The 24422-nt window shown below is 50.1% G+C and carries 22 protein-coding genes; 14 read left to right on the top strand and 8 right to left on the bottom strand.

What is annotated here, in order from left to right; translation table 11 throughout:
* Positions 1-107: 107 nt before the first annotated feature.
* Positions 108-1364, bottom strand: coding sequence for an MFS transporter (locus QTL79_RS05895; protein ID WP_346354036.1), 1257 nt, complete (start codon positions 1362-1364; stop codon positions 108-110).
* Between the two features lie 72 nt (positions 1365-1436).
* Between QTL79_RS05895 and QTL79_RS05900 the strand changes: the two genes are divergently transcribed.
* The 4 genes from QTL79_RS05900 to QTL79_RS05915 all read left to right on the top strand — a co-directional run bounded on the left by QTL79_RS05900 (position 1437) and on the right by QTL79_RS05915 (position 6383).
* Positions 1437-2789 (top strand): aminotransferase-like domain-containing protein, encoded by a 1353-nt coding sequence (locus QTL79_RS05900; protein WP_346354037.1) that lies wholly within the window; start codon positions 1437-1439, stop codon positions 2787-2789.
* 220 nt (positions 2790-3009) lie between these two features.
* The gene (locus QTL79_RS05905) at positions 3010-4557 is read left to right on the top strand and encodes an ABC transporter substrate-binding protein/permease (RefSeq protein WP_346354038.1); all 1548 of its coding nucleotides are present in this window, start codon (positions 3010-3012) and stop codon (positions 4555-4557) included.
* Entirely contained in the window at positions 4554-5639 is a 1086-nt protein-coding gene (locus tag QTL79_RS05910; RefSeq protein WP_346354039.1) for an ATP-binding cassette domain-containing protein, read from the top strand. Before QTL79_RS05905 ends, QTL79_RS05910 begins: the two co-directional genes overlap by 4 nt.
* A 45-nt stretch (positions 5640-5684) precedes the next feature.
* Complete coding sequence (locus tag QTL79_RS05915) at positions 5685-6383, top strand: DUF4386 domain-containing protein (protein WP_346354040.1); 699 nt, start codon at positions 5685-5687, stop codon at positions 6381-6383.
* Between the two features lie 78 nt (positions 6384-6461).
* Here the strand turns inward: QTL79_RS05915 and QTL79_RS05920 are convergent, their stop codons facing one another.
* From QTL79_RS05920 to QTL79_RS05935, 4 genes are all read right to left on the bottom strand, one after another.
* Positions 6462-6968, bottom strand: a complete 507-nt coding sequence (locus QTL79_RS05920; protein ID WP_346354041.1) for a GNAT family N-acetyltransferase — start codon at positions 6966-6968, stop codon at positions 6462-6464.
* Between the two features lie 68 nt (positions 6969-7036).
* The gene (locus QTL79_RS05925; protein ID WP_346354042.1) at positions 7037-7408 is read right to left on the bottom strand and encodes an HsmA family protein; all 372 of its coding nucleotides are present in this window, start codon (positions 7406-7408) and stop codon (positions 7037-7039) included.
* Positions 7409-7620: 212 nt separating this feature from the next.
* Positions 7621-7848, bottom strand: coding sequence for a GlsB/YeaQ/YmgE family stress response membrane protein (locus QTL79_RS05930; protein WP_346354043.1), 228 nt, complete (start codon positions 7846-7848; stop codon positions 7621-7623).
* Between the two features lie 176 nt (positions 7849-8024).
* Positions 8025-8945, bottom strand: a complete 921-nt coding sequence (locus QTL79_RS05935; protein ID WP_346354044.1) for a hypothetical protein — start codon at positions 8943-8945, stop codon at positions 8025-8027.
* Between the two features lie 394 nt (positions 8946-9339).
* Here QTL79_RS05935 and QTL79_RS05940 point away from each other — a divergent pair, with 394 nt between their 5' ends.
* Both QTL79_RS05940 and QTL79_RS05945 read left to right on the top strand, forming a co-directional pair.
* Positions 9340-9747 (top strand): YkvA family protein, encoded by a 408-nt coding sequence (locus QTL79_RS05940; protein ID WP_346354045.1) that lies wholly within the window; start codon positions 9340-9342, stop codon positions 9745-9747.
* 143 nt (positions 9748-9890) lie between these two features.
* Positions 9891-10760, top strand: a complete 870-nt coding sequence (locus tag QTL79_RS05945) for a CAP domain-containing protein (protein ID WP_346354046.1) — start codon at positions 9891-9893, stop codon at positions 10758-10760.
* 58 nt (positions 10761-10818) lie between these two features.
* Here the strand turns inward: QTL79_RS05945 and QTL79_RS05950 are convergent, their stop codons facing one another.
* Positions 10819-11340, bottom strand: coding sequence for a hypothetical protein (locus QTL79_RS05950; RefSeq protein WP_346354047.1), 522 nt, complete (start codon positions 11338-11340; stop codon positions 10819-10821).
* Positions 11341-11686: 346 nt separating this feature from the next.
* Here QTL79_RS05950 and QTL79_RS05955 point away from each other — a divergent pair, with 346 nt between their 5' ends.
* The 3 genes from QTL79_RS05955 (at position 11687) to rsmH (ending at position 14157) form a co-directional block, all read left to right on the top strand.
* Positions 11687-12076, top strand: a complete 390-nt coding sequence (locus tag QTL79_RS05955; RefSeq protein ID WP_346354048.1) for a cupin domain-containing protein — start codon at positions 11687-11689, stop codon at positions 12074-12076.
* A 40-nt stretch (positions 12077-12116) separates the two neighbouring features.
* The gene (locus QTL79_RS05960; RefSeq protein ID WP_346354049.1) at positions 12117-12932 is read left to right on the top strand and encodes an AraC family transcriptional regulator; all 816 of its coding nucleotides are present in this window, start codon (positions 12117-12119) and stop codon (positions 12930-12932) included.
* A gap of 160 nt (positions 12933-13092) precedes the next feature.
* Complete coding sequence (gene rsmH / locus QTL79_RS05965; protein WP_346354050.1) at positions 13093-14157, top strand: 16S rRNA (cytosine(1402)-N(4))-methyltransferase RsmH; 1065 nt, start codon at positions 13093-13095, stop codon at positions 14155-14157.
* A gap of 95 nt (positions 14158-14252) precedes the next feature.
* On the opposite strand, the gene QTL79_RS05970 is transcribed toward rsmH, so the two are convergent.
* Positions 14253-15116 carry a LysR family transcriptional regulator gene (locus QTL79_RS05970; RefSeq protein ID WP_346354051.1) on the bottom strand — a complete coding sequence of 288 codons (864 nt, stop codon included), beginning with the start codon at positions 15114-15116 and terminating at the stop codon, positions 14253-14255.
* A gap of 176 nt (positions 15117-15292) precedes the next feature.
* Here QTL79_RS05970 and QTL79_RS05975 point away from each other — a divergent pair, with 176 nt between their 5' ends.
* From QTL79_RS05975 to QTL79_RS05985, 3 genes are all read left to right on the top strand, one after another.
* A complete protein-coding gene (locus QTL79_RS05975) occupies positions 15293-17602 on the top strand; it encodes a hydratase (protein WP_346354052.1) in 2310 nt (769 codons plus the stop codon).
* A gap of 72 nt (positions 17603-17674) precedes the next feature.
* Positions 17675-18940 (top strand): C4-dicarboxylate transporter DcuC, encoded by a 1266-nt coding sequence (gene dcuC, locus QTL79_RS05980; protein WP_346354053.1) that lies wholly within the window; start codon positions 17675-17677, stop codon positions 18938-18940.
* Between the two features lie 146 nt (positions 18941-19086).
* Positions 19087-19953: a PorV/PorQ family protein gene (locus QTL79_RS05985; protein WP_346354054.1), complete on the top strand. Its 867-nt coding sequence runs from the start codon at positions 19087-19089 to the stop codon at positions 19951-19953.
* A 133-nt stretch (positions 19954-20086) separates the two neighbouring features.
* Here the strand turns inward: QTL79_RS05985 and QTL79_RS05990 are convergent, their stop codons facing one another.
* Positions 20087-21334 carry a diaminopimelate decarboxylase family protein gene (locus QTL79_RS05990; RefSeq protein ID WP_346354055.1) on the bottom strand — a complete coding sequence of 416 codons (1248 nt, stop codon included), beginning with the start codon at positions 21332-21334 and terminating at the stop codon, positions 20087-20089.
* 105 nt (positions 21335-21439) lie between these two features.
* On the opposite strand from QTL79_RS05990, the gene QTL79_RS05995 reads away from it, so the two are divergent.
* The gene (locus QTL79_RS05995) at positions 21440-22771 is read left to right on the top strand and encodes an aminotransferase-like domain-containing protein (protein ID WP_346354056.1); all 1332 of its coding nucleotides are present in this window, start codon (positions 21440-21442) and stop codon (positions 22769-22771) included.
* Between the two features lie 242 nt (positions 22772-23013).
* Positions 23014-24369 (top strand): NADP-specific glutamate dehydrogenase, encoded by a 1356-nt coding sequence (gene gdhA, locus QTL79_RS06000; RefSeq protein ID WP_346354057.1) that lies wholly within the window; start codon positions 23014-23016, stop codon positions 24367-24369.
* Positions 24370-24422 lie beyond the last annotated feature (53 nt).

Genomic DNA, 24422 nt, shown 5'->3' on the forward strand with positions numbered 1-24422 from the left:
TCTTGTATAAGAGCTTAGACTTTTTTGCCAAAATCCTCTAGCGGAAGCGACGTTGGCGTGATTATTTACGGCTGCGCCTGTCGGCGCTTGGAAAAGCGGTTTTAGCTTTATAATGCAGGAGGACTGTTTTTTCTTTGCAGACTTTCAATTTCGTTGGGGTGTGACGAAGGCAGGAACAGAATGGGGAGTGCGGCGCAGAAGGCGGCAAGGCCCATCAATGCGTAAATCCAGTTTATGCCGAAGCTTGCTGCGATGCAGCCGAAGAGTAACGGCGTAAGCATATTTGTGCTGCCACGGAAAAAAGTGTTGAGCGGAAAAATGTCATCATAAAGATGTTTTTCGCGAATGGACTCGCCTAGGATAGACTGGATTACAGGAACAGTTCCTTTGGTTACGACCCCCAACAGCAGCGATGCGCCAATAATGATAAACAGTTGCGTGCTGACAAGCAGCAGCGTCAGCAAAAATAGCATCAACAATTCGGATAGGACAAATACTTTTCGCGTACCAAAGCGATCAACTAAACGTCCGCAAGCGATTTTGCCGAGTAAACAGCCGCAGGTGAAAGCCATGGCAAAGGTGCCGATGACTGTCGGGGCAATTCCCTTGGCGAAGAGAAGATAGGGCAGAAAGGTAAAGAGATGATCACTGGCAAATGCGTCGCAGATGCTGGCGCTTATGGGCAGTGCATGTTGACGGTTGCGTAAGAGCGAAAAAGCAGGGAGATGCTGATCTCTGTCCGTTGCTAAAAGGACGGGCGGTTTTTCCTGGTTTGCGCCGAGCAAGAAAAGAAAAACCGCGAACAGCAGCGCGACTATTCCATAGACCAGGCAAATGAAGCGCCAGCCAGCAAAGCCGAAGACCGGAATGGCGGCTATGAAGGCGGCTAATGAAGCAAGGGGGATGCGTCCAAGATCTCCGAGCGCGGTGAAATTTCCGATTGTTTGACCTAAAGTGCGGCGGGGCGTCGTTGCGCTAAGATGAGAAAAGGCAATGTTGTGAAAGGCGCAATAACCGGCAATTGCGATGATAAAACAAAAACCGGCGAGCTGAATTGATGCGGAAAAAGCGGCCAGAAAAAAACCGATGCCGTCGAGTAAAACGATGAGGCTTATCGCGCGGAACAAACTAAAATGACGCGAGAAAAACTTGCTGAACAGTCCGCAGAGTGTAGTGAATAAAATGGCAAGCGATACGGCAAAGCCCACTTCTTTTTCGCTGGCGGCGAAGGAGAGAGCGATGAAAGAAAGCAGCAAAGGAACGCTGTCGAACAGGCCGTCGATGAGGATGTGCGAGACGTTGAGCAAAATGCGAGGGTATGACATAGCGATTCCTCCCGGTGTATAAGTGTAAGCTGCATTCATTATATCGTCGCAAGATGGCGGCAACAATTGTGGTATACTCTAACTGTATCGATACAGTTGGAGGGCGTAGGAATGAAGCGAGCATATGAAGAAATCGCTGCGGATATCGAGAAAAGAATACAGGAGGGGCGATTTAAGCCGCGCGAACGACTACCTTCGGTACGTGAATTGTGCGCTTCCTACCGGGTGAGTCAAAATACCGCAGTAAAAGCGTATGAGGTTTTGAAAAGCAAGCACTTGGTCTATTCCGTTCCGCAAAGCGGTTGCTATGTTCTCGAAAATAGGCGCAAGCTGGAACAAACGGAGCGCAGTGTAATTGATTTTGCCAGAGGCAATCCGATGCTGGGGAAAATACATACGCCCGACATAAAGCACTGTCTTGACCGGGCGATTGATATTTGCAATGAAAATAGTGCGGAGTGGCATGAAATGTACGGCGCACCGTCGCTGCGCAAATTGCTGCCCAAATATCTTGCTGATTTTCAAGTCTTTGCGTCGCCGGAAAACATCTTTGTTAATCTTGGCGTGCAGCAAGCGCTGACTCTTTTAACGCATATGTCGTTTCCAAATCAAAAGGATACTATATTGATTGAGCAGCCTACTTTTCGTTATTACAACTGGTTTTTAAAAAGCAGCGGCGTCAAAGTAATCGGCATACAGCGTGACGCAAGCGGCATTGACATCGCTACGTTGGAGCGACTGTTCAAAAATGAAAAGATCAAGTTTTTTTATACGGTTCCCAACAGTCATAATCCGCTGGGGACTTGCTACTCAAGGGAGCAGCGCAAGGCAATCGCACGTCTGGCGGAAAAATATGACGTATATATTGTAGAAGACGATTATTTTGGTGATATCCGCTTTGGCAATCACGGCGACGCCCTATATTCGTATGGCGACCAGCAGCACCATATTTATCTGAAGAGCTTTATTAAAATAATACCCTGGTTGCGAATCGGGATTACGGTTATTCCGACGCAACTGCTGTCCATATTTTCGGAACAGGTGAAGCAGTCCTATTTTCACTCGTACTTTTCACCGTCGTTGGTCTCACAAGCGACCTTGGAAATCTATATCCGCAGCAACGTGTTGAAAAAGCATATTGCCGCAATGAAAAAAGAACTGGCGCCCAGGTTAAACTGTCTTAGACTTCGTTTTGCGGAAGCTAAGCAATATGGCGCAGCGTGGATTGGCGGAGAAAGCGGCTTTTATTCGTATTTAGAACTGCCGGAGAACGTGAATGAAAAGCAGTTTGTCGAAATCTTGAAGAAGCGAGACGTCATAGTGACGCCTGGGAACGAATGCTTTATCGAAAATTGCCGACAGCAAAGCGGCATTCGTCTCAGCGTGGCACGGACAACAGCGGAAGAAATTGACAGGGGCATTTCCATTTTGTATGAGGAGCTTCGTACTTGGAAAACGAAGTGATGTTTTTTGAACTGAAGTATTTGGATGAATCAAAACCGTCCTAATACGGAAAGAAATGTCACCCACGCGTGACGAGATTATGAACACTTCTTGCTAGAAATATAATTGACTTGATAAGAAGGAAGTCCTGGCTCAAAAAGAGAAAGTGTCGGTACGTGCATGACGCCGTGTTAGCATCCGGCTCATGGTTTCAAAAGTGACATAACCAAGGAGTAAAACGATGAAGAAAAAGACAGGGTTGCTGTTGTTGCTGCTAATGTTTTTATTGACGCTAGTGGGCTGCGGCGCGCCAAAGGACGAGGCGACGCAGCGAAGCGGCGCGAAACTGGCGACGCTGGAAGACTTGAAGGACAAGCGCATCGGCATCTTGCTCGGTTCCGTTCATGATGCATACGTTGCCAAGACGTTTCCCGACGCGACGGTGCTTCAATATAAGAGTCCGTCCGATCTGGTGCTGGCGGTAAAGACCGGCAAGGTGGACGCCGCCTTTTATACGCATGAGACGCTGCTCGAAATATTGCGCGGCGATGACGAGATCGGCTTCCTGGCGGAACGGATCTTTTCGGTGCCGATCGGCATGGGCTTTAAGAAGGGCAATGACGAATTGCGCGGCCAGTTCGATCTCTTCTTGCGGCAACTGAAAGAAAGCGGCGTCTTTGACGATATGGTCAGGCGCTGGATACTGGATGGAACGACGCAGATGCCGGACATTGAGAATCCGAAGACGAACGGCGTCTTGACGGTCGGCATCGTAAGCGACAAGGGCATGCCTTTTACGATCGTCAAAGACAACCGGATGATCGGTTTTGACGTGGAGATGGCGCAGCGTTTTGCCGCCTATCTCGGCAAAGAACTCAAACTTTCCGATATGGAGTTCGGCGCGCTGATTCCTGCGGTCTCCGGCAATAAGATCGACCAGATCACCAGCACGCTGATGATCACGCAAGAGCGCAAAAAGCAGATCGATTTTTCCGAACCGTACTACGAACTGGGCGCAAGCGCCTTTGCGTTGAAGAAAAATCTTGCGCAGGCGCAAGGCGAAACGAATGCGGCAGTCGCAGTAAGCGGCTGGCAGTCTCTTGCCGACAGTTTTCACAACAATATCATCCGTGAAAAACGATATCTGCTGCTGCTCGACGGCCTGCAGACGACGCTTGTGCTGTCGGTTAGCTCTTCTTTTTTCGGCACGGTGCTCGGTGCGCTGATCTGCTTTATGCGCATGCGGAAAAACAGACTTGTCTGCAGCAGTGCCAAAGTCTATATCGCGCTGATGCGCGGAACACCGGTGCTGGTGCTTCTGATGCTGATCTTTTACGTCGCGTTTGCAAGCGTTGATGTCAATCCGCTTATCGCGGCGGTGCTGGCGTTCGCGTTGAATTTCGCCGCCTATGTCTCGGAGATGTTCCGCACGTCGATCGAAAGCGTGGACAAAGGCCAGACGGAAGCGGGGCTGGCGGGCGGCTTTTCAAGACTGCAGACGTTCGTCTACATCGTCATGCCGCAGGCGCTGCGCCAGGTGATGCCGGTCTATAAGGGCGAGTTCATCTCGCTTGTGAAGATGACTTCGGTCGTCGGTTATATCGCGCTGCAGGATCTGACGAAAGCGAGCGATATCATCCGCAGCCGCACGTTCGACGCATTCTTCCCGATCGTCATGGTGGCGGTGCTCTACTTTATCGTCTCCTGGTCGCTGGCGCTGGCGCTCGATTATGCCGGAGCGAAGCTTGACCCGAAACAACAACGCAAGACAAGGCGGGACGCATTATGATCAGAATCGAACATCTTTGCAAACGCTTCGATGGACAGACCGTGCTGAAAGACGTGAACGCAGTCATCGAGAAGGGGGAGATCATCTCCATCATCGGGCCGTCCGGCACTGGCAAGAGCACGCTGCTGCGCTGCCTGAATCTGCTGGAAGTCCCGGATGGCGGCGCGATCTTTATTGACGGGACGCCGCTGCTCGCCAAAACGACCGACGTCGCGCGCGTGCGGCAAAAAATGGGCATGGTGTTCCAGTCGTTCAACCTGTACGCGCATCTTTCGGTGCTGGATAACCTCACGCTCGGGCCGATCAAGCTGCTGAAAAAAAGCAAAGCTGCAGCGCAAGAAAGAGCGCTGCAGCTTTTAGAGCTGGTGGGACTTGGCGAAAAAGCGGACAGTTTTCCCGATGAGCTTTCCGGCGGACAGAAGCAGCGCGTGGCGATCGCACGCTGTCTGGCGATGGAGCCGGAAGTGCTGCTCTTTGACGAGCCGACGTCCGCACTCGACCCGACGATGGTGAGCGAGGTTCTGGCGGTCATCCGGCGTCTGGCGAAAGAGGGCATGACGATGCTGATCGTCACGCACGAGATGGAATTTGCCCGCAATATTTCAAGCCGCGTTCTTTATATGGATGAAGGCGTCATTTATGAGCAGGGAACGGCGCAGCAAATTTTTGACGCGCCGGAAAAGGAAAAAACAAAATCATTTATCAACCGGATACGCAGCTTTCAGTATTCTATCAGCAGCGCGCAGTACGATCTGTATGCGATGAATGCTGAGATCGAAAGCTTCTGCGAAAAACATCTGCTGGGCAAAGAGGTTTGCCGCAATGCGCTCTTGGTCGTTGAAGAAGCGTTAAGCCTGCAGCAGGATTTCGCGGACATCCTGCTCAGTCTTGCCTATTCGGAAAAAAGCGGCAGCCTGGAATGCCGAATCGAAAGCAAAGGCGCGCCGTTCGCGCTTTTGCAAAAAGGAATACGTTCGGATGACCTCGCGCTGACGCTGTTGGAAAAACTCTGCGAAACGCTGCAATATCAGTATGAAGACGGCAAGAATGTGCTGCGGGCGGTGCTGAAGGGGCGGCAGTGAGAGTTTTCGAGTGCTTGCCTAATGAAAGTATGCGGAGGATTGAGAATGAAAGAATTATCGCAGCGTACAGTTGCAATAACGGCAGGGATTGCATTTTTTCTGATGACGATAGCGGCCCTCTTTGCATACGGATTTGCGCTCGGCCATCTTATTGCGCCGGGCGATGCAACAGCGACAGTCAATCAAATCATGGCTTCGCCAATGCTCCTTCGTTTAACGGTTTGCAGTTTTCTGATCGTGCTTCTTTGTGATGTCGTAGTGGCGTGGGCGCTTTATCTTTTTCTCAGGCCGGTCAATGAGAATTTGGCGTTGCTGATGGCCTGGCTTCGATTGATGTATGCAGCGATGTTAGGAATTGCTATGTTCAATTTGCTTAAAGTGCTGCTGATTGTAAGCGATGCCGACTACTTGACGCTATTTACCAGCAAAGCGCTGCAGGCGCAGGTTTTTTTATTTCTTAAAGCGTTTATGATGGAATGGTCTGCCGGCTTACTTATTTTCGGCGTGCATCTTTTTTTACTCGGTTATTTAGTTCTTAAAGCGGGCTACATTCCTAAAATTTTAGGCGGCTTATTGATAATAGGCGCTTTCTGTTATGTAACAACTAATTTTGCGAATCTACTTTGGTCTGACTATGAACATTACAAAGCAACGCTTGAATTGCTGCTTAGCCTGCCGATGGCGCTCGGAGAATTGTCCTTTGCATTTTGGCTTTTGTTTAAAGGCGGTAAAGCGGTGGCTTGATAAGATGCCTGTGATGAAAAAGCGGTTATAGTCCCTGGAAAATCAGGACTATAACCGCTTTTTTTCGGAGATCATTAGTTACCTGACTCTACGCAATACTTTTTCATAGCAGTAGAAAGGCTTCTCTTTACTTGGGAATTTCATTTCGCCAATCCGTTGATAGCCGCATTTTACGAAGAGGGCATTCATCTTTATATTGATGGAATAGGTATCGGTTTTTAAATAGCGCATATTATTTTCAAGTGCACGTTCCTCGGCAAAGTTCATTAGCTCCAGACCCACTCCACTTCTACGGCGAGCCGGGGCCACCGCCATACGGTGGAGAATCATAGCCGTCTCCTGCAGCGACCAAGGTAAGCTGTTATATTCGGCTGACTCGATTGTATTAATGCAGGCAAAGCCGACTATCTTTTCTTCGCGTTCGCTTAGATAAAGATCACCGCGTTGCATATCATGCAAGAAGTCTTTCTCTTGGGGATAATGTTCATCCCACTGCGTGTTGCCGTACGAATGCATTTCAACAATGGTCTCTTCGATGATTTTCATGACATTCATTATATCTGCAGAAACGGCTTTTCGGATCATAAGAACACCTCTATATATTTAGGATACCCTTGTCGTCAATGTGATAGGGGCGATTAAGATGCAACGGCTTAGTCAACTTGCGCCATACCGAACAAGAGGCCGGAAGCCATCGGAATCAGCCAGATGGCCCAGACGATGACGCTGAATTTGTGAAAGCTGAGTTGCAGCCTATGGTTCTTTGAGGTCAGCACCCAGGTGGCCCAGATCGTGTGAACGATCATCAAGAGCAGTGCGATTATACCGGTGATGCCGTGAAAGTTTGCCTGGATGCCGCCGGCGATCTTGCCCATCGTTGTCGTGCCGATTGTGTCACAGACAAAGCCGAGCCAAAACAACGCGACATGCCAGTGCCTTAATATTCGTTGCGCCTTTTCCGCCATTACGGCGATGGTATAAAACAGTCCGGCCAGACTGATAAAGATAATGGCCGTCATCAACATAAGCAAATCTCCTTTACGCTATTCTCTGCTGTCAGTATAGCCGGAAAAAAGCGGGCTGTCCATTTGCATAAAAGAGAACGAACGTTGAAACGAAAAGGAAGTCAGGAATGGAAATGTTGCAACGCAGAAAAGAAAGGCATAGCAATGAACGACGAAAAGCGGTCATAATTCGGATATGACCGCTTTTCATAAGAAGGCAATATTGCCTGAAGTTAGAGAAAACGTATGACCGCCAACATTGCAATCGCGCCGAGGGTTGCCATGATTACTTCGCCAATGGCGCCATAAGCAGTTAAACCGAAAAAGGTAAAAAGGTAACTGCCGATGAAAGAGCCGGCTATGCCTACGAGCAAATCACCGATTAAGCCAAAACCGCTGCCGCGCATGATGTTGCCGGCTAACCAGCCGGAGAGAATGCCTATTAGTATGGGCCAAAGCATGATACACACCTCCTCTTTAAAAATGAACCCAAGAAAGTTTGCACCTTCTTGGGTTCATTACTAAAATATACAGGCCAAATGGCTTTTCAATAAAATGCTCACCTTATGTCGTTCTGGTTTGGCGTTTAATTTGTCCCATCCATATTCATTAAGCCAGACTTGCGGTGATGGACGTTCTACTTGCTTGCGTCAATGATGGAAATAGAGCGCAAAACATCGCCGTCAAAACTGAGCTTCTTCGAACCGTAAATCCAGACGGAATTATTTTCTTCCATGGAAACAGGCTTGCCCCAGCTGAGCATAATTTGTCCTTTGTTCATGCCTTCGACGACGCTCGCATTTTCGATTTTGGTCCATAATTCACGCGACCAACCGAGGCTGATGCGAGGATCTTCGGTAAATAGGTAACTTTTCCATGCCGGATTTTTGCTCCAAGAGGCAACCGGCGTATTGGTCCAACTGTAGTTTATCGGTAAGATCGCTTTTTCATTATTTACGGAAACGATCAACCAAATCGGTTCTTGCGATTGGATGCCTGGATAGACATCAATTACAGTGACTGGCGAACCGATTTTAATCGCTACCGGCGCTACTGGCGTTTCGCCGGTGCTGGACCAACCGGATAGCTCTCTAAATTTAGGATAGACGGTCTTGTTTAAAAACTGGTTACGGGCATCCGACAAGTCAGAGGTTAGCAGCAAAGAGTCTAATTGCTGACGCATGCTGCGGCCGACTAATTTTTCGCCGGTCTCATTTACCGTCATATATACCATCGCTTCATTCACGGTATTGCCCGCTGGAAAATTTGCGATTTCAGTAACGGTGACTTGTTTTTTTACGTAAGCGGAATAGGGAAGGCGGACGGATTGATCGCCGTCAAAACCTTGTGTGGCTTGATCAATTTTAAAGATTCCATAACCGGCTGCTTGTTTATCTGCAGGCAGTTCACGAAATGTGAAAGTGTGCCCGACCCATTGTTCGATTGTAAGATTGACCGGAGCGGTTTTAGCGGTGTCTTCTGCCGAAACCGTAGCGCCGGTGCCTAATCCGATGAGTAGACTTAAAACAAATAAAATGCGTATGCTGAATTGTTGCATCTGTAACCCTCCTGTATTTCGTTTTATTGTGATGATCATGTAGTGATGTTTGCTGCATTTATGGAAGGGAATGATTTGATTCCGGTGAGGGATTCAATCAAAAAGGCTTGTCTGTATCTGCCTGTCATCATAACACAGGGAAAAAATGGAAGCAAGGTAATTCTTTTCCTATTAAGAAGTAATGCTGCGATTTCCTCTGCTTTTTGCACTGGAGGCGGAGGAAACATGATAGTTGATCTAATGAAAAAATGGAACGGACATTGGGACTATACTGCGGAATAGGGGGGGATGGTATACTTTATGGAAGGAAGATAGATTGTGGAAGGAGAAAGTGGTTACATTGTAAAATGCCTTTGCAGTTTAGAGTAAGAGAACCGGACTTAGGAGGAGCGAAATGGAAAATTCGAACCACCACCAAACGCCTAATAGCGTCTGGAACTCTTTTAAACAACAGCTTAAAAATTTAAAGGGCGAAGTGTATATTCTATATTTGGCGCTGCGCGATCCACGGACGCCATTGTTGGCGAAGTTGGTTACTGCGGTGGTAGTGGGGTATGCTTTAAGCCCGATAGACTTAATACCGGATTTTATCCCGGTCATCGGCTATTTGGATGACTTCATCGTGATACCGCTTGGCGTTTGGTTAGCGTTAAAGTTGATACCGCAAGCGATTATCACAGACTGCAGAGAATACGCCCGGAATCATTCCCCGGGAAATAAACCGAAGAACTGGCTGGTCGGAGGAATTTTTATTCTGATTTGGTTGGCTGCCATCCTTTATATTGTCCGGTTGTTTTATTAAGAAATTAGTTGCGAGCAAAAATTCATTGGCTTACTTATCCCAAGACAAAAAAGCTTCGCCAAGTTAAAAATCTTTTTTAATCGCACGCTGAGGCGATGAAATGGTATGATGAATGGCAAGAAAGAAATACGAGAGGTGTTAGCGTGAAAGAAAAAAGTTTTTGTTTCTCGAAGTGGCGCTTGGTGCTAAGCGCTGTCGTGGCGGCCTTTTACATTTGGACGGCGGTGCCGACCGCACAGGCGTTCAACCTTACGGTGGTTAATAATTATGATGCGAAAAAATCGTTTGCGATCTTGTATCGCGACGATAATGTCGGCAAGTGGCTTTGCAAAGGCTGGTATAATGTTCCGGCGCATACGGAAAAGGAGTATGTGTTTCCGGACTCGACGAAGCTCAAATACGCCTATCTCTATAGCTCCGTTGACAACGGCGAGGGGCAAAGCGACGCGATCAAACGTACGGTGATCAAAGAAGGTTTTTCTTATTATGACGGCGAAAAATGCCCGGCGGGAACGGATGCGCGGACGGTTCTGTTCGGTAAATTCAACATGTGCGTGAACGGCGCAAAGCTGATCTGGGGTGAGGAAGCGCAAGGCGGCGGTTCGGACGCTGCGGCGAGTGATGCATCTGTTGCGCAGCAGGAGTCGCAGGCGGTGGAGCTGTTGAATCAGGATCGGAAGAAGAAAGGCTTGGCCGCGCTGAAAGTGGATGCTAGGTTAAGTCAGGTTGCACGAGCGCATGCGGTCGATATGGTGGAGAACGGATATTTTGACCATACGAATCTCAACGGTCAGTCGCCGTTTGATCGTCTCGATGCGAAGAAAATCCGTTACAGCTATGCGGGCGAGAACATTGCCAGCAATGCCAGCGTTCCCGCTTTGGAAAAGGCGTGGATGAACAGCCCGAAACATCGCGACAATATCCTGCATGCGAAGTATACGCATGTCGGCATTGGCATATGCACTGCACCGGACGGCTCGCTTTACGGCGTGCAGGTGTTTGCAACTTTATAACGGGGCCGATAAGAAAAGACATCCGCTGCAAACGTCAACTTGCGGCGGATGTCTTTTTTTATTCGTTCAATTTGCCGTCGGCGCAATCCTGGTAAATGACAGTTGCTTTTTGCAGCGAGGAAGAGAAGACGAGTGCGTTGTCGGACATTTGTTTTACTTCCTGCGGCGTCATCTTGCGTTTGGCCAGAATGTCAGCCGAATTTTTGCTCGCATCGGCCATCAAGGTCGCGCTGTCGGCATAGAGCTTTTTCATCAAATCGAATTTTTTCTTGTTGGCATCGCTGAGCCAGTCGGGCGTCGCCACTTTTTTGACGGCCTCGGCGCTTTCGGCATATTGCGTGCTTACTTTAAGAAAGGCCTGATTGGCGACGGCGTTGCTCATTTTGTTGTCCATCACGCCGTCCATCGCCTCGCCCCATTTGTCGGTCGTGTCGGACATCTTTGTGATCGGCGCTTCGAGAGCGAGCAGGGCTTTGCCCATTTCCGCCTTTTTGTCCACTGAGCCGCAACCGGCGAGCAAGAAGCAGAATAAAAAAAACGAGGCCATGAGGGTATAAGTCAGTTTTTTTGCTTGCAACAAGTCTATGCACCATCCTTTATCTTATTTGACTATAGTCTATCAAAAAAGGTGCGGCGATATTTTAAACAAAGTTTAAACTTTAGCGAGAAGAGCATGCTTTGAAATGAAAGGACAATGCGGAAAATTCGGCAGGGGAATCGATTTTAAAAAGAAAAGTCGGTTATAAGATATGGAAACAAGTGACTTCGCCTTTGTGCTGAGAGGAAAAAAGAAAGGCGTGGCGGTGAACTGGATCGAGTTCTCTTATTGTGTTTGCTGTGTTTGAAAAAACCGCAATAATTTGCAAGACGTTGCCCTATGGAAGGCGTATGCTAAATAGAAAAAGCAGCGAAGGGGCAATGACAAAATGAATAAAGACTTAGTAAAGGCAATAGAAACGGAAGCGGTGTTTGATCAGGTTGAAATGGAAAAGACAGCCGGTTTGAAGTGGCATGAACACCCAAGCTTTGTAGGCGTCGCACTGAAACATCTGGTTACCGGTAAAAAAACGGAAGGGAAATTCAGCAGTCACTTGGTTAGGGTGAAAAAAGGCTGTGAAATCGGCTGGCATAATCATGCGGCAGAATGGGAATTGCATGAAGTGATCAAAGGGGAAGGGCAGTGTCGGATGGAAAAACGCAATATCATTTACAAGCCGGGCGTAAGCGCGGTTATTCCGGCAAAGCTTGTGCATTGCGTACAGGCTGGGGAGGAAGATTTGTATCTGTTGGCGAAATTTGTTCCAGCGTTGTTATAAAGACTAAAGGACGACGGAGATTGTGCGGGCGGTGATGGTAATGAAGCAAACGCCGGGAGAATTGCGCTTTTTTGACTTGAGGCAGTCCCTTGGAGTTGAACTGGTATGGGGCAAGCAAATGCAACATACTTTTTCGCGGCATACGCATAGCAGCTTTTGTATTGGGATTGTCGAACATGGGCGGCGCATCTTGCATTGCCGCGGTCAGTGCTATGAAATTTTGCCAGGACAGGTCTTTATCATACCGCCCGCCGAACCGCATGTTTGCGGAGAAAATAAAGAGGGACACAGTTATCGGTTGTTGCTGTTAGGTCCTGAAATGCTGCAGCAGATGGGGTTTGAAGAAAAATATGAATGCACTTCATTGTTGCTGGATGACCGGAAAATTTTTAGTGAGTTACGCAAACTGCATATATTACTAGCGACGGAAGGAGATGAATTTTCTAAACAAAGTGAACTTTTTTCTTTGAGCGGCGAGGTAATGGAGCGTCTTGGGATCTCCAGTTCTAAGTGCAGCGGCATGAAAAATTACGGAGTCAGTCGGGTAAAAGTCTTTATTGAGACGCATTATGCAGAACCTTTGTTTTTGGAAGAGTTAGCAACACTTGCTTATACGAGTCCGTATCATTTGATACGGATTTTTAGCCAAGAGGTTGGCATACCGCCGCATCTCTACCAACAGCAGGTGCGCATGCGTCGTGCGAAGGAGATGCTGGCATCCGGAATGACAGGGAGCGAGGTTGCGTTGGCGACTGGTTTTTCCGATCAAAGTCACTTTGGAAATGTATTTAAAAAAATGGTTGGCATCACGCCAGGGAAATATGGTAAAGCCCTGAGTAAGAAGCCAACAAAATGAGTTTTAAAACATCTTTTAAATAGCAACGAGAGCTTGTTGCCTAAAAGCCCTATACAAGACAATGTTTTGTGCGGGCTTTTTTCTTTTTCCTTCTGCCAAAGCAGAGCCATTTCTGCTATGATGTAGTTTGTAGAATATAGGATAAGAATGAGGGAAGAGCATGGAAAAAGAGCAGACATTGGACGGTAATGAGACGAAACATCAGAGGCGTCCTCGCTATAAAGGCACGCACCCGAAGAATTTCAAGGAAAAATACAAAGAACTGCAACCGGAACAATATGCGGATGATGTGGCAAAGATCATACAAAAGGGCAACACGCCCGCCGGGATGCATATTTCGATCTGCGTCAACGAGATCCTGGAAATCCTGCAAATCAAGCCGGGTCAGACCGGACTCGATGCGACGCTCGGCTATGGCGGACATACGCTGGAAATGGCCAAACGACTGGCAGGGCAAGGTTGGCTTTATGCAACGGATGTCGATCCAATCGAATTGCCGCGCACCAAAGAACGTTTGGAACGTTTGGGCTATGGCGAGGAAAAGGTTGCGATCCGGCAAATGAATTTTTCGCAAATCGACCAAATCGTTCCCGAAGCGGGACTTTTTGATTTTGTCCTGGCCGATCTTGGCGTTTCCTCGATGCAGATCGACAATCCGGAGCGGGGCTTTTCTTTTAAGACGGAAGGCCCGCTCGATTTGAGACTGAATCCGGAGAGTGGTTTCTCAGCGGCCAACCGGTTACAAAAAATGACGGTGGCTGAATTGCAATACATGCTGATCGAAAATGCGGACGAACCGCATGCCGAGGCGATTGCCCGCGCGATCGTTTCCAATATAAAAAAAGGCATTAAGATCGCGACGACCGCGCAGCTGCGCGACATCATCAAAGAAGCGTTAAAGGTCGTGCCGAAGATCAGCGAGGATGAAATAAAAAAATCCTGTCAGCGTTCGTTTCAGGCGTTGCGTATCGATATCAACAATGAGTTCGAAGTGCTGGATGAATTCTTGGCGAAGCTGCCGGACGTTCTTGCCAAAGATGGACGCGTTGCGATTCTTACCTTTCATTCGGGCGAAGACCGTCGCGTTAAAAAATCGTTCAAGCAATTCTTGCGCGAAGGCGTTTATAGCGAAATCGCACCCGATCCGATCCGTGCGTCGGCGCAAGAGTGCCACATCAACAGTCGCGCGCGTTCGGCAAAATTGCGCTGGGCCATTAAGGCGTAGTGCGTTAAGAAATAAAAGACAGCGAATACTTTAAAAGCACCCTGGAAGGTAGAGACGATTTTCGGTCACTACTTTCCAGGGTGCTTTTTATAATTTCATGGCGCGTAATAGTCCTGCAGATAACGGATGAAGGCGTTGACCGCCGGAAGTTCTGCAGACCAGTTGCGATAGAGCAGCCAGGTAGGGCGCAGTACCGGAGTCTGATCACGCCAATACAGGTTCTGCGTATGAAGATTGTGCGGCTCTTTTAGCCCTGCTTCCGGCAAGATGGCCCAACCGAGGTTGTGAAGGACCATCTGGCGGCAGGTGTCCATGCTGTCGACCTCCATGCTGATTCGCGGCGGGCAGGCAAAGGTCTCGTGCCACCAATCATGCAGCATATTGCGCAGTGAAGGGTCTGTGCCGTAGTGGATGCGGGGGCGCTGGGGCAGGTCGTCAAATGCGATGGGCGAAAACGAAGCCAGGCAAAGATGCTCGCTCTTGAGCATATGTTTTTTCTCCGGCCAGAAGTGGTCGCCGCGGATCACTGCGACCGAGATTTCTTCTTTTTGCAGCATTTTGGTGACTTTGGAACTGAGCCCGGTCTTGACGGAGATCTCAACCGCCGGATAAAGCGCGGTGAATCCCTGCAGGATCGCAGGCAGTTCGCAATGCGCGAAGACCGCCGACGTGCCGAGCTGGAGCGTGCCGTATACTGCGCCGCCCATGTTTTGAATGCGCTCTTTCACGAAAGTCTGGCGGCGTAAAGAGTCCAACGCATAGGCCAGCAAGTGGTCGCCTTCCGGCGTGAAGACGACGCCGTTTGAAGTGCGCAGCACAATGCTGGCTCCGACTTCCCGTTCCATGTTCTTCAAACGGTTGCTCAGGGCCGGCTGCGAAAGGTACAAACGATCGGCCGCTTTCGAAATGGTTTTCTCTTCTGAAATGGTCTTTAAAATGATCCAGTCTTTGTCGTCCACGTGCAAACACATCCTTGTATAAGAAAAAGTTATAGGATGAGATAAGATACCGATATTATGTTTATGGCTAATAGTATAGTACAATGTGAGCGGAAAGAAAAGTTCAGAATATTGTAAATGAAAATCGACGCACGAAAAGTGTGTTTATTTATTTTGAGGAAAAGAGCGTGATAGGAATGGTTGAACTGCAAAAGCAGGGGATGTATCTCTTAAAAGGGCAGGTTTTGCTGGAAGATGCCGACCGACTCGGCGTGGAAGCCTGCAATCGAAAACTGGCGGAAGCAGGCCTGGAACCGCTGTGTGAAAGCACGATCGAGCGGGAGAAAGCACGGCGCAGCACGATGGCCTATCAGATTATGAGCAGCCATAATAGCGGCGACAATGAAAACCTAAAACTGCGCTTCGACGCATTGGCCTCGCATGACATCACCTATGTGGGCATCATCCAGACCGCTGTTGCCAGCGGCTTGAAGGAGTTTCCCGTTCCCTACGTGCTGACGAACTGTCATAACAGTCTGTGCGCGGTGGGCGGCACCATTAATGAAGACGATCATGTCTTCGGCTTCGCAGCTGCGAAGAAGTTCGGCGGGATCTTCGTGCCGCCGCACCAGGCTGTCATCCATCAATATATGCGCGAAATGATGACCGGCTGCGGCAAGATGATTCTCGGTTCCGACAGTCATACACGCTACGGCGCATTGGGCACGCTGGCGATCGGTGAAGGCGGCGGCGAGATCGCCAAGCAACTGCTGCAGCGCAGCTATGATATTTCCTATCCGGATGTGGTTGGCGTGTATCTGAGCGGCAAGCCGAAAAACGGCGTAGGCCCGCAGGATGTGGCGCTGTCGATCATCAAGGCCGTGTTCAAGAACGGCTTTGTAAAAAATAAAGTGATGGAATTCGTCGGACCGGGCATCGACAATCTGACGGTCGATTTTCGCAACGGCATCGATGTGATGACGACGGAGACGACCTGTCTCACGTCGATCTGGCGCACGGATGGGCAGGTAGCCGAACACTACCGCATTCATGGCCGGTCGGATGCTTATCAGGCGTTGAATTCGGGCGAAGTCAGTTATTATGACGGAATCGTCAAGGTCGATCTGAGCCGCATTGAGCCGATGATCGCGCTGCCGTTCCATCCCAGCAACGTTTGGAGCATCGCGGAATTGAACGAAAACGCGGCGGACATTTTGCGCCAGGTGGAACTGGAAGGGAAAAAGCAGCTGGACAATCCAAAACTCGAATTTTCCCTGACCGATAAGATTGTAAATGGTCGCCTTCAGGTCGAACAGGCGGTGGTCGCCGGCTGTGCGGGCGGTACTTTTGAAAATGTGGCAGCCATGGCCGATATCCTCGGACAAAAGGCGCTGGGCGCTTTCTCGTTAAGCGTGTACCCTTCCAGCCAAGCGGTGTTCGTAGAACTGATGAAGAATCGTTCGATCGAAAAACTGACGCTTGCCGGCAGCAGCATCCGTTCGGCTTTCTGCGGTCCGTGCTTTGGCGCGGGTGACGTGCCTGCCAATGGCGTGCTCAGCATTCGGCACACGACGCGGAATTTTCCGAACCGTGAAGGCTCAAAACCGGCGGAAGGTCAGATCGCATCGGTCGCATTGATGGATGCGCGGTCGATCGCCGCGACCTCGCTTAACGGCGGACGGCTGACGGCGGCTACGGAAGTGGAGTTCGTCGAATCGCCCCCTGTCTATCATTTTGCCAAAGAAGTGTATGAGAATCGTGTCTATCAGGGTTTCGGCAAAGCCGATGCGCAAGAAGAGTTGGTCTTCGGGCCCAATATCAAACCGTGGCCGACAATGCGGGCACTGCCGGAGAATCTGCTGCTGAAAGTGGCTGCGGTCATTCATGATGCGGTCACGACGACCGACGAATTGATACCGTCCGGAGATACCTCCTCTTTCCGTTCGAACCCGATGCGCTTGGCCGAGTTCACGCTGTCGCGTAAAGATCCGGCTTACGTCGGCAGGGCAAAAGCGGTGCAGGCTTTGGAAATGAAACGCCAGCAGGGCGAAATATCTGCCGAAATAAAAGCGGTATTTGCGCCGCTGGCGCTAGCGGGAACAAAACTTGACGAGCGGATTGCGACAACTGGTCTGGGCAGCGTCATTTTCGCGCTTAAGCCGGGCGACGGCTCTGCGCGTGAGCAAGCGGCCTCCTGCCAGAAAGTGCTGGGCGGCGATGCCAATGTCGCCGTTGAATATGCCACCAAGCGCTATCGCAGCAACCTGATCAATTGGGGGCTGGTGCCGTTCACGATCGCCGCCGCCGACAGCGACAAATTCACGTCCGCCGACTTCCTCTACATCCCGGGCGTCCGTGCGGCGGTAGAAAACGGCGCGCAAACGGTGCAGGCTTATATATGGAAAGAAAACGTCCAAGAACCGCTCACGTTGAAACTGGAAAACCTGTCGGAGGCGGAACGGAAGATCCTTTTAAGCGGTTGCCTGATCAACTATTATGCAAAATAGCAGGTTCTTGCGTAGGCTGTGTTTCGCCTGTCCCAAGCGGCAGGGAAGCGGAAAATCGAGGAGGTTGTCTGTATGATGATTGTACTGGGAAGTCTCGTGGTCTTAGTAACGATTTACCTGTTGGCCAAGCGGTATGAAACCAGGCTGGTCTTATTCTGTTCCGGTCTTGTCATGTCGCTGCTGGCAGGGGACTTGTTGGCGCCGTTCAAAGCTTTTTCGCATGCGATGCTGGAGAGCAAATTATTCGAAGCCATCATCGCCGTGATGGGGTTTGCGATGGTCATGAAGATAACGCAGTGCGATAAGCATTTGATCAGTCTTTTGATCAAACCGCTACGCAAGGCAGGTCCGCTGTTGATACCGGCGGCAACGCTGGTGACGCTGTTCATCAATACCTCGGTCACCAGTTCGGCGGGCTGTTCGGCGGCCGTCGGACCGATCCTGATCCCGCTGATGATGGCGGCCGGTATCCACCCGGCGATTGCGGCTGCCTGCATCTATGCGGGAACCTATGGCGCGATGTTCAATCCCGGTTATCCGCAGGTCGCTTTGATCGTCAACGTATCGAACTCGACTCCGGTCGAGGTCGTCGCGAACCACTTCTGGCCGCTCCTTGCATCGGGGGTGATCGGAGCCGTGAGTCTCTGGGCGATCGCCCGATTGCGCAACGAGCATAAGGACTATGTATTGCCTGCGGATATGGAGATTCCGGCGGAAGACTTCAAAGTCAGCCTGCCAAAAGCGATGGTACCGCTCATACCGATAGCGATCCTCGTCTTAGGCAGCATGAAGATCGTGCCGGCCTTTGCTCCGCTTGCGATCTCGCATGCGATGATCATCGGCGTGTTCTGTGCCTTTGCCGTCACGCGGATGAATCCGGCCACCATCTCGAAAGAATTCTGGCATGGCGCGGGCGATTCGTTCGGACATGTCTTTGGTATCATCATTTGTGCGCTGGTATTTGTCGGCGGCATGAATGCAATCGGCCTGATCAAGGCGCTGATGGACGCGATGACCAGCAATCCTTCCATTGCCAAGATCAGCGCGACGGTCGGCCCGTTCATACTCGGCGTGGTCAGCGGTTCCGGCGATGCGGCGGCGGTCGCCTTCAACAAAGCGGTCACGGTCCATGCGGCGCAGTTCGGCATGTCGCCGGTGGACATGGGAAGCATGGCGGCCATTGCCGGCGCATTGGGACGCACGATGTCGCCGGTGGCGGGCGGACTGATCGTCTGCTCTACGATTGCCGGCGTCTCGCCGATGGAAACCGCGAAGCGCAATGCACCGGGAATGATCTTGGCCTGTGCAGTCACGATGGTCTTGCTGCTTTATAAATAAAAGAGCCTGAAAAACTTCGGTCAAAAAAGGCCGGAGTTTTTTGTTGCGCAAAAGCAGCGGTTGGAAGAAGCGCTGAAGTCGTTAAAGGGATTGGCAGGGTGTGAATAGAATGAAGAAAAAAAGAAGCGAAAAAGGGAGGCCATGCAATGAAGAAAAAGGCGGTTTCGGCAATGCTTGCTGCGGTTTTGTTTGCGGGCGTTGCAACACCGACGGCTTTTGCCTGCTATGGAGTAAGAGCGATGGGGATGGGCGGGGCTTTTATCGCGGTTGCCGATGATGTGCAGGCGGTCTACTGGAATCCGGCGGGAATGGCCAATATCAAAGAGAAACAGTTCGGTTGGCAGCGCGCGACGAATAATCGGGAGTCGATGAATTATATTGATGTCTTTGAGTTTGCGATGCCGCTTGCACAAGATAAATCGGGCATTGGCCTTCATTATACGAATAACCGGGAAACGCCCGTCTTTGGCGCGAGCAGTACGGATTACGCGGTTAATTACAAATCGTCGTGGTGGACGCTTTCTTACGGACAGAAAATCAGTGAAAAGTTGGCGGTCGGCATCAATGTACGCCAGGAAAAGCAAAGCGCGGATGGACGCGTTGAAGGCGGTGTGATGCAGGCGGGCGCAAGCAGCGACACGGCATACTCGACTGATTTGGGTTTTTTGTATAAAGAAAGCGAGAAGCTGTCCTTTGGCTTGTTGATACAAGATTCCTCCGGCAAAGATAAAAGTGCGAATTGGCGTCCTGCGGTCGCTTATCGGCCGGATAAGAAAACGATTCTGGCTTTCGATGTCTATAATGCAACCGAAGAGTTTAGTTCGAAACGGGAATATTCCATTGGCGTCGAGCATAAACTCAACGACAACCTAGCGCTGCGCGTCGGCAATTATCACGGCTCGATGACGTATGGCGCAGGCGTCAATGTCGATAAGAACGTCCAACTTAACGTAGCGTATCTTGCCGGGGATTTGGGCGGCACGACAATGCTTGGCATGCAGACGAAGTTTTAATTGTAAAGCAATAAGGGGCAGGCGACGTGTTTTGCGAACATGTTGCCTGTCCCTTCATTTTAGACTTGTTTTACCAAGCCGTTTCTTGTATGGTACGAACACGGAGCTGACAACAATACGGCGTGAAGAAGCATCATCTGCCGTCAAAAGAAAGCGTGGCAAAATAGTCTTGCGGCGTTTCCGCCCGGCGTATCGTTTTGACGCTTCCTTCTGCCGTCAGCAACAATTCCGCCGGACGAAGCTTTCCGTTGAAGGTGGTGCTGTGACTGTAACCGTAAGCGCCGGCGTCGTGAAAGACGAGGATGTCGCCGGTGACAAGCGTGGGAAGTTCCCGGTCAACGGCAAAACGATCCCGGTTTTCGCATAATGCGCCGGTGATGTCGTAACGCTGATTAAAAGGCTGCGCTTCTTTGCCGGGAACAGAAATATGATGATAGTCATTGTAGCGCAGCGGGCTCAGGAAGGCATTGGTGGAAGCATCGAGGCCGGCAAATTGCTTATCGGTTTCTTTTATATGAAGAACGGAAGAGACGAAATAACCGTAGGGGCCGGTCATGTAAAGACCGAGTTCGCTAAAGAGCGCTAACGGATGCAAAGCGGAAGGGACGATGATTTCGTCATAGGCGGCTTGGATGGCCGCACTGACGGCGGCAATATCAGCGGCGTCTTCGCCGGGGCGATAGGGAATTCCCAAGCCGCCTGCGAAATTGATGAAAGAAACCTTGATCCCACTTGACTGAAAAAGTTCTATTGCGAAGGAGAACAGGCAGCGGATCGCGGAGCCGAAATAGTCGGCTTCTCTTCGGTGGCAGCCAAATTGAGCATGAATGCCGAAAGTTTTTATGCCTTGTGAGGGCAAGCTGCGAAAAGCGGCGCTGATCTGTTCTTTTGTTGCGCCAAATTTGCTGCCGGCAAAGTCAATGATGCACTGATTTTGGTAGCGGATTTCAATGCCTGGGTTGTAGCGGCAGGAAATGCGCTCCGGCAGACTTGCGACGCGCTGCAAGAAATCAAGATGGCCGGTGTCGTCAAGATTGATGATGGCGTCAAGTTCGCGCGCCAGTCTGAATTCGGCCGCCGTGGTATTGTTTGAGGTGAACATGATATCGTCGCCGGAAAAACCGCAAGCGCGAGCGAGCAGCAATTCCGTTTCGGAGGCGCAATCCACGCCGCAGCCTTCTTCTTTAAAAATGGAAAGCAAAGCGGGGTTCGGATTGCATTTTACCGAAAAAAATTCACGGTAGCCGCGATTCCAGGCAAAGGCGGCTTGTAAGCGACGCGCATTTTGCCGGATGGCGTTTTCGTCATAAAGATAAAAGGGCGTCGGATATTTTTTGGCAATGCGCAGCAGCGTCTCGGATGCGAGAGGCAAGGTTTTCATACGAATCAGCTCCTGTTTGTTTTCTTATCTTTATTTTAATCAGGAGGAAGAGAAAGAAACAGTAGAGAAAAGAGAAGGTATACCGGTACAAAAAGGAAGATGTATATGGATTATAAGTATGAGGTTGTTGCCGATTCAATCCGAAGGGAAATCGCCTCCGGCGCATATAAGGCGGGCGCAAAGCTGCCTTCGATCAAAGCGATGTCGAGGCAACTTCGTTACAATGCCGATACCATCATCGCGGCGTATAAGCAGCTTGAAGCGCAGCATCTGATTTACGCGGTGCCCAAAAGCGGCTACTACGTCATGAAACAGGGAGCGGCTGACGAGACGGAGAAAAGCGTTCTCAATCTGGCTTCGCTGCGCCTGCCTGATGATATCAATCCCTATAAGGATTATTATCATTGCATGGAGAAAGCGATCGGCTTGTATGAAAAAAAGCTGTTTGACTATGCGCAGCCGAAAGGGCTTGCGGAATTGACGCGCTGTCTGGTCAAGCATTTGACGCACTTTCAGATTTTCACCAGACAGGAGAATATTTTCATTACGAGCGGCGCGCAACAGGCGTTATACATCCTGGCGGGTATGCCGTTCGGAAAGGGAAAAACGAAGGTGCTGACGGAGCAGCCGACCTATGCCATGATGTTGCAGATTCTGCAGTGTACCAAGACGCCGATCGCAGGGGTGCGGCGTTCGGCTGCCGGGCTGGACTTGAGAGAGTTGGAGGCACACTTCAAAGAGGGAGACGTCAAGTTTTTTTATACGATGCCCCGCTATCAGAATCCGACCGGTTTTTCCTATGCTAAGGAGCAAAAACAAGAAATCCTCCGTTTGGCGAAAAAATATGATGTCTATATCGTCGAAGACGATTACCTAGCAGATCTGGAACTGGACGCAAAGGCGAGCTCGCTTTACGCGATGGATGCGCAGGCGCCGGTCATTTATATCAAGAGTTTTTCCAAGACGTTGTTGCCGGGGCTTCGACTCGGAATGTGCATCGTGCCGCCTGCATTACACGCCGCTTTTTTGACGCAGAAGAATGCGATCGATCTCGGCACGTCGATTCTCACGCAAGGAGCGTTGGAAATTTATCTGAAGAGCAGCATGTATAAATTTCATGTGCAAAAAACCAAAAAATATTATAAAACGAAAATGGATGAAATGCGAAGCGCGTGTGCGGCGCTGTCCAGTGAGCGGATGCACTGGCATGTGCCTGAAAGCGGAATTTTTTTATATGCCGAACTAAACGGAATTTCTGCGGCGATGCTGGAAAAGAAACTTGCGCTGCAGGGGATACTTGTCAGCACGTTAGCGTCTTCCTATATGAACGGAGCGAGACAGACGGAAGGACTGCGGCTTTGTGTCGGCAATATGAAAGATATTTCTGTTTTAGAGTGCATTACGCGCGAGGCCGGGTTCCTCTGGGAGAAAAAATAAAAAATGCAAGTGCGAAAAAAAGTCGGCAAAAGCAGCGAAAGTGGCAGGCGATTTTTTATTTTTGTAAAGAAAGCATCAATTTGTCTATAAAATTTGTATTGTTTGTTTTTTTCTGATATTATGGTGATATATACAATTTAAGCTTCTTTTTTCTTTACAAAGGAGGTCTTGCTGCAAAAAAGTGTAATGTTTACAGTCGAATTATGATTCTTGGACGAAAAAACATTGAGGGGGAGTAAGACATGACTACAAATGCTGAAAAGTATTGTGATGAACTCTACCGCCGCGTGGTTGAACGGAATGCGAACGAACCGGAATTCCACCAGACCGTACAGGAAGTACTGGGCTCGCTGGTGCCTGTTCTCGAGAAGCGTCCAGAATATATCGAGCTTGGCATCATGGAACGGATCGTAGAGCCGGAACGGCAATTCATCTTCCGTGTGCCTTGGATGGACGATGCGGGACGGGTACGCGTCAACCGCGGCTTTAGAATCCAGTTCAACAGCGCGATCGGACCATACAAAGGCGGTTTGCGCTTTCATCCATCGGTCAATATCGGCATCATTAAATTCCTCGGCTTTGAACAAACGTTTAAGAATTCATTGACCAGCCTGCCTATGGGCGGCGGCAAAGGCGGCTCGGACTTTAATCCGAAAGGCAAGTCGGATGCGGAAGTGATGCGCTTTTGCCAAAGCTTCATGACGGAGCTGTATCGTCATATCGGACCGAATACCGACGTACCGGCCGGCGATATCGGTGTCGGCGGACGTGAAATCGGCTATCTGTTCGGACAATATAAGAGAATCCAAGGCAACTATGAAAACGGCGTTCTGACCGGAAAAGGGCTTAGCTACGGCGGCAGCCTGGCGCGTCCGGAAGCGACCGGTTTCGGCATCGTCTATTTCTGCCAGGAGATGTTAAAGGCCAAAGGAACTTCGTTCAGCGGCAAAACGGTCGCTGTTTCCGGTTTCGGCAACGTCACCTGGGGCACGATCAAGAAGGTGGTCGAACTGGGCGGCAAGGTCGTGACGCTTTCCGGGCCGGACGGCTACATCTACGATAAGGACGGCATCAGCGGCGAAAAGATCGAGTACCTGCTGGAAATGCGCGCCTCCTGTCGCGACATGGTCAAAGACTATGCTGACAAATTCGGCGTGCCGTTCTATCCAGGCGAAAAACCGTGGGGCGTCAAAGTGGATGTCGTAATCCCGTGCGCGACGCAAAACGAAATCCTGATCGACGACGCGAAGAAGATCGTCGAAAACGGCGTGAAATTCGTCTGCGAAGGCGCGAACATGCCGTCGACCAATGAAGCGATCGACTACATGATCAAACACGGCGTCTATTTCGGGCCGTCGAAAGCGGCCAACGCCGGCGGCGTGGCGGTGTCGGGCCTCGAAATGTCGCAAAACAGCATGCGAATCGCCTGGTCGTTCGAAGAAGTCGATGCCAAACTCAAGACGATCATGCTCAACATTTACAGCAATGCCAGCAAAGCGGCCGAAGAATACGGCTATAAGGACAATCTGGTCATCGGAGCGAACATCGCGGGCTTCATTAAAGTAGCCGAAGCGATGAAAGCACAAGGCTTGGTCTAGGCGCTACGCGACCGGTTGAAACGTAAGGCAAGAATTGGAACCACAGGCGACTT

The organism is Azotosporobacter soli (assembly GCF_030542965.1).
In the GTDB taxonomy this organism is placed as follows: domain Bacteria; phylum Bacillota; class Negativicutes; order SG130; family SG130; genus Azotosporobacter; species Azotosporobacter soli.

Excerpts from the sequence above, each read along its gene's own strand:
- QTL79_RS05895 (WP_346354036.1), bottom strand. The coding sequence starts at position 1,364 with ATGAATGCAGCTTACACTTATACACCGGGAGGAATCGCTATGTCATAC.
- QTL79_RS05900 (WP_346354037.1), top strand. The coding sequence starts at position 1,437 with ATGAAGCGAGCATATGAAGAAATCGCTGCGGATATCGAGAAAAGAATA.
- QTL79_RS05905 (WP_346354038.1), top strand. The coding sequence starts at position 3,010 with ATGAAGAAAAAGACAGGGTTGCTGTTGTTGCTGCTAATGTTTTTATTG.
- QTL79_RS05910 (WP_346354039.1), top strand. The coding sequence starts at position 4,554 with ATGATCAGAATCGAACATCTTTGCAAACGCTTCGATGGACAGACCGTG.
- QTL79_RS05915 (WP_346354040.1), top strand. The coding sequence starts at position 5,685 with ATGAAAGAATTATCGCAGCGTACAGTTGCAATAACGGCAGGGATTGCA.
- QTL79_RS05920 (WP_346354041.1), bottom strand. The coding sequence starts at position 6,968 with ATGATCCGAAAAGCCGTTTCTGCAGATATAATGAATGTCATGAAAATC.
- QTL79_RS05925 (WP_346354042.1), bottom strand. The coding sequence starts at position 7,408 with ATGTTGATGACGGCCATTATCTTTATCAGTCTGGCCGGACTGTTTTAT.
- QTL79_RS05930 (WP_346354043.1), bottom strand. The coding sequence starts at position 7,848 with ATGCTTTGGCCCATACTAATAGGCATTCTCTCCGGCTGGTTAGCCGGC.
- QTL79_RS05935 (WP_346354044.1), bottom strand. The coding sequence starts at position 8,945 with ATGCAACAATTCAGCATACGCATTTTATTTGTTTTAAGTCTACTCATC.
- QTL79_RS05940 (WP_346354045.1), top strand. The coding sequence starts at position 9,340 with ATGGAAAATTCGAACCACCACCAAACGCCTAATAGCGTCTGGAACTCT.
- QTL79_RS05955 (WP_346354048.1), top strand. The coding sequence starts at position 11,687 with ATGAATAAAGACTTAGTAAAGGCAATAGAAACGGAAGCGGTGTTTGAT.
- QTL79_RS05960 (WP_346354049.1), top strand. The coding sequence starts at position 12,117 with ATGAAGCAAACGCCGGGAGAATTGCGCTTTTTTGACTTGAGGCAGTCC.
- rsmH (WP_346354050.1), top strand. The coding sequence starts at position 13,093 with ATGGAAAAAGAGCAGACATTGGACGGTAATGAGACGAAACATCAGAGG.
- QTL79_RS05975 (WP_346354052.1), top strand. The coding sequence starts at position 15,293 with ATGGTTGAACTGCAAAAGCAGGGGATGTATCTCTTAAAAGGGCAGGTT.
- dcuC (WP_346354053.1), top strand. The coding sequence starts at position 17,675 with ATGATGATTGTACTGGGAAGTCTCGTGGTCTTAGTAACGATTTACCTG.
- QTL79_RS05985 (WP_346354054.1), top strand. The coding sequence starts at position 19,087 with ATGAAGAAAAAGGCGGTTTCGGCAATGCTTGCTGCGGTTTTGTTTGCG.
- QTL79_RS05990 (WP_346354055.1), bottom strand. The coding sequence starts at position 21,334 with ATGAAAACCTTGCCTCTCGCATCCGAGACGCTGCTGCGCATTGCCAAA.
- QTL79_RS05995 (WP_346354056.1), top strand. The coding sequence starts at position 21,440 with ATGGATTATAAGTATGAGGTTGTTGCCGATTCAATCCGAAGGGAAATC.
- gdhA (WP_346354057.1), top strand. The coding sequence starts at position 23,014 with ATGACTACAAATGCTGAAAAGTATTGTGATGAACTCTACCGCCGCGTG.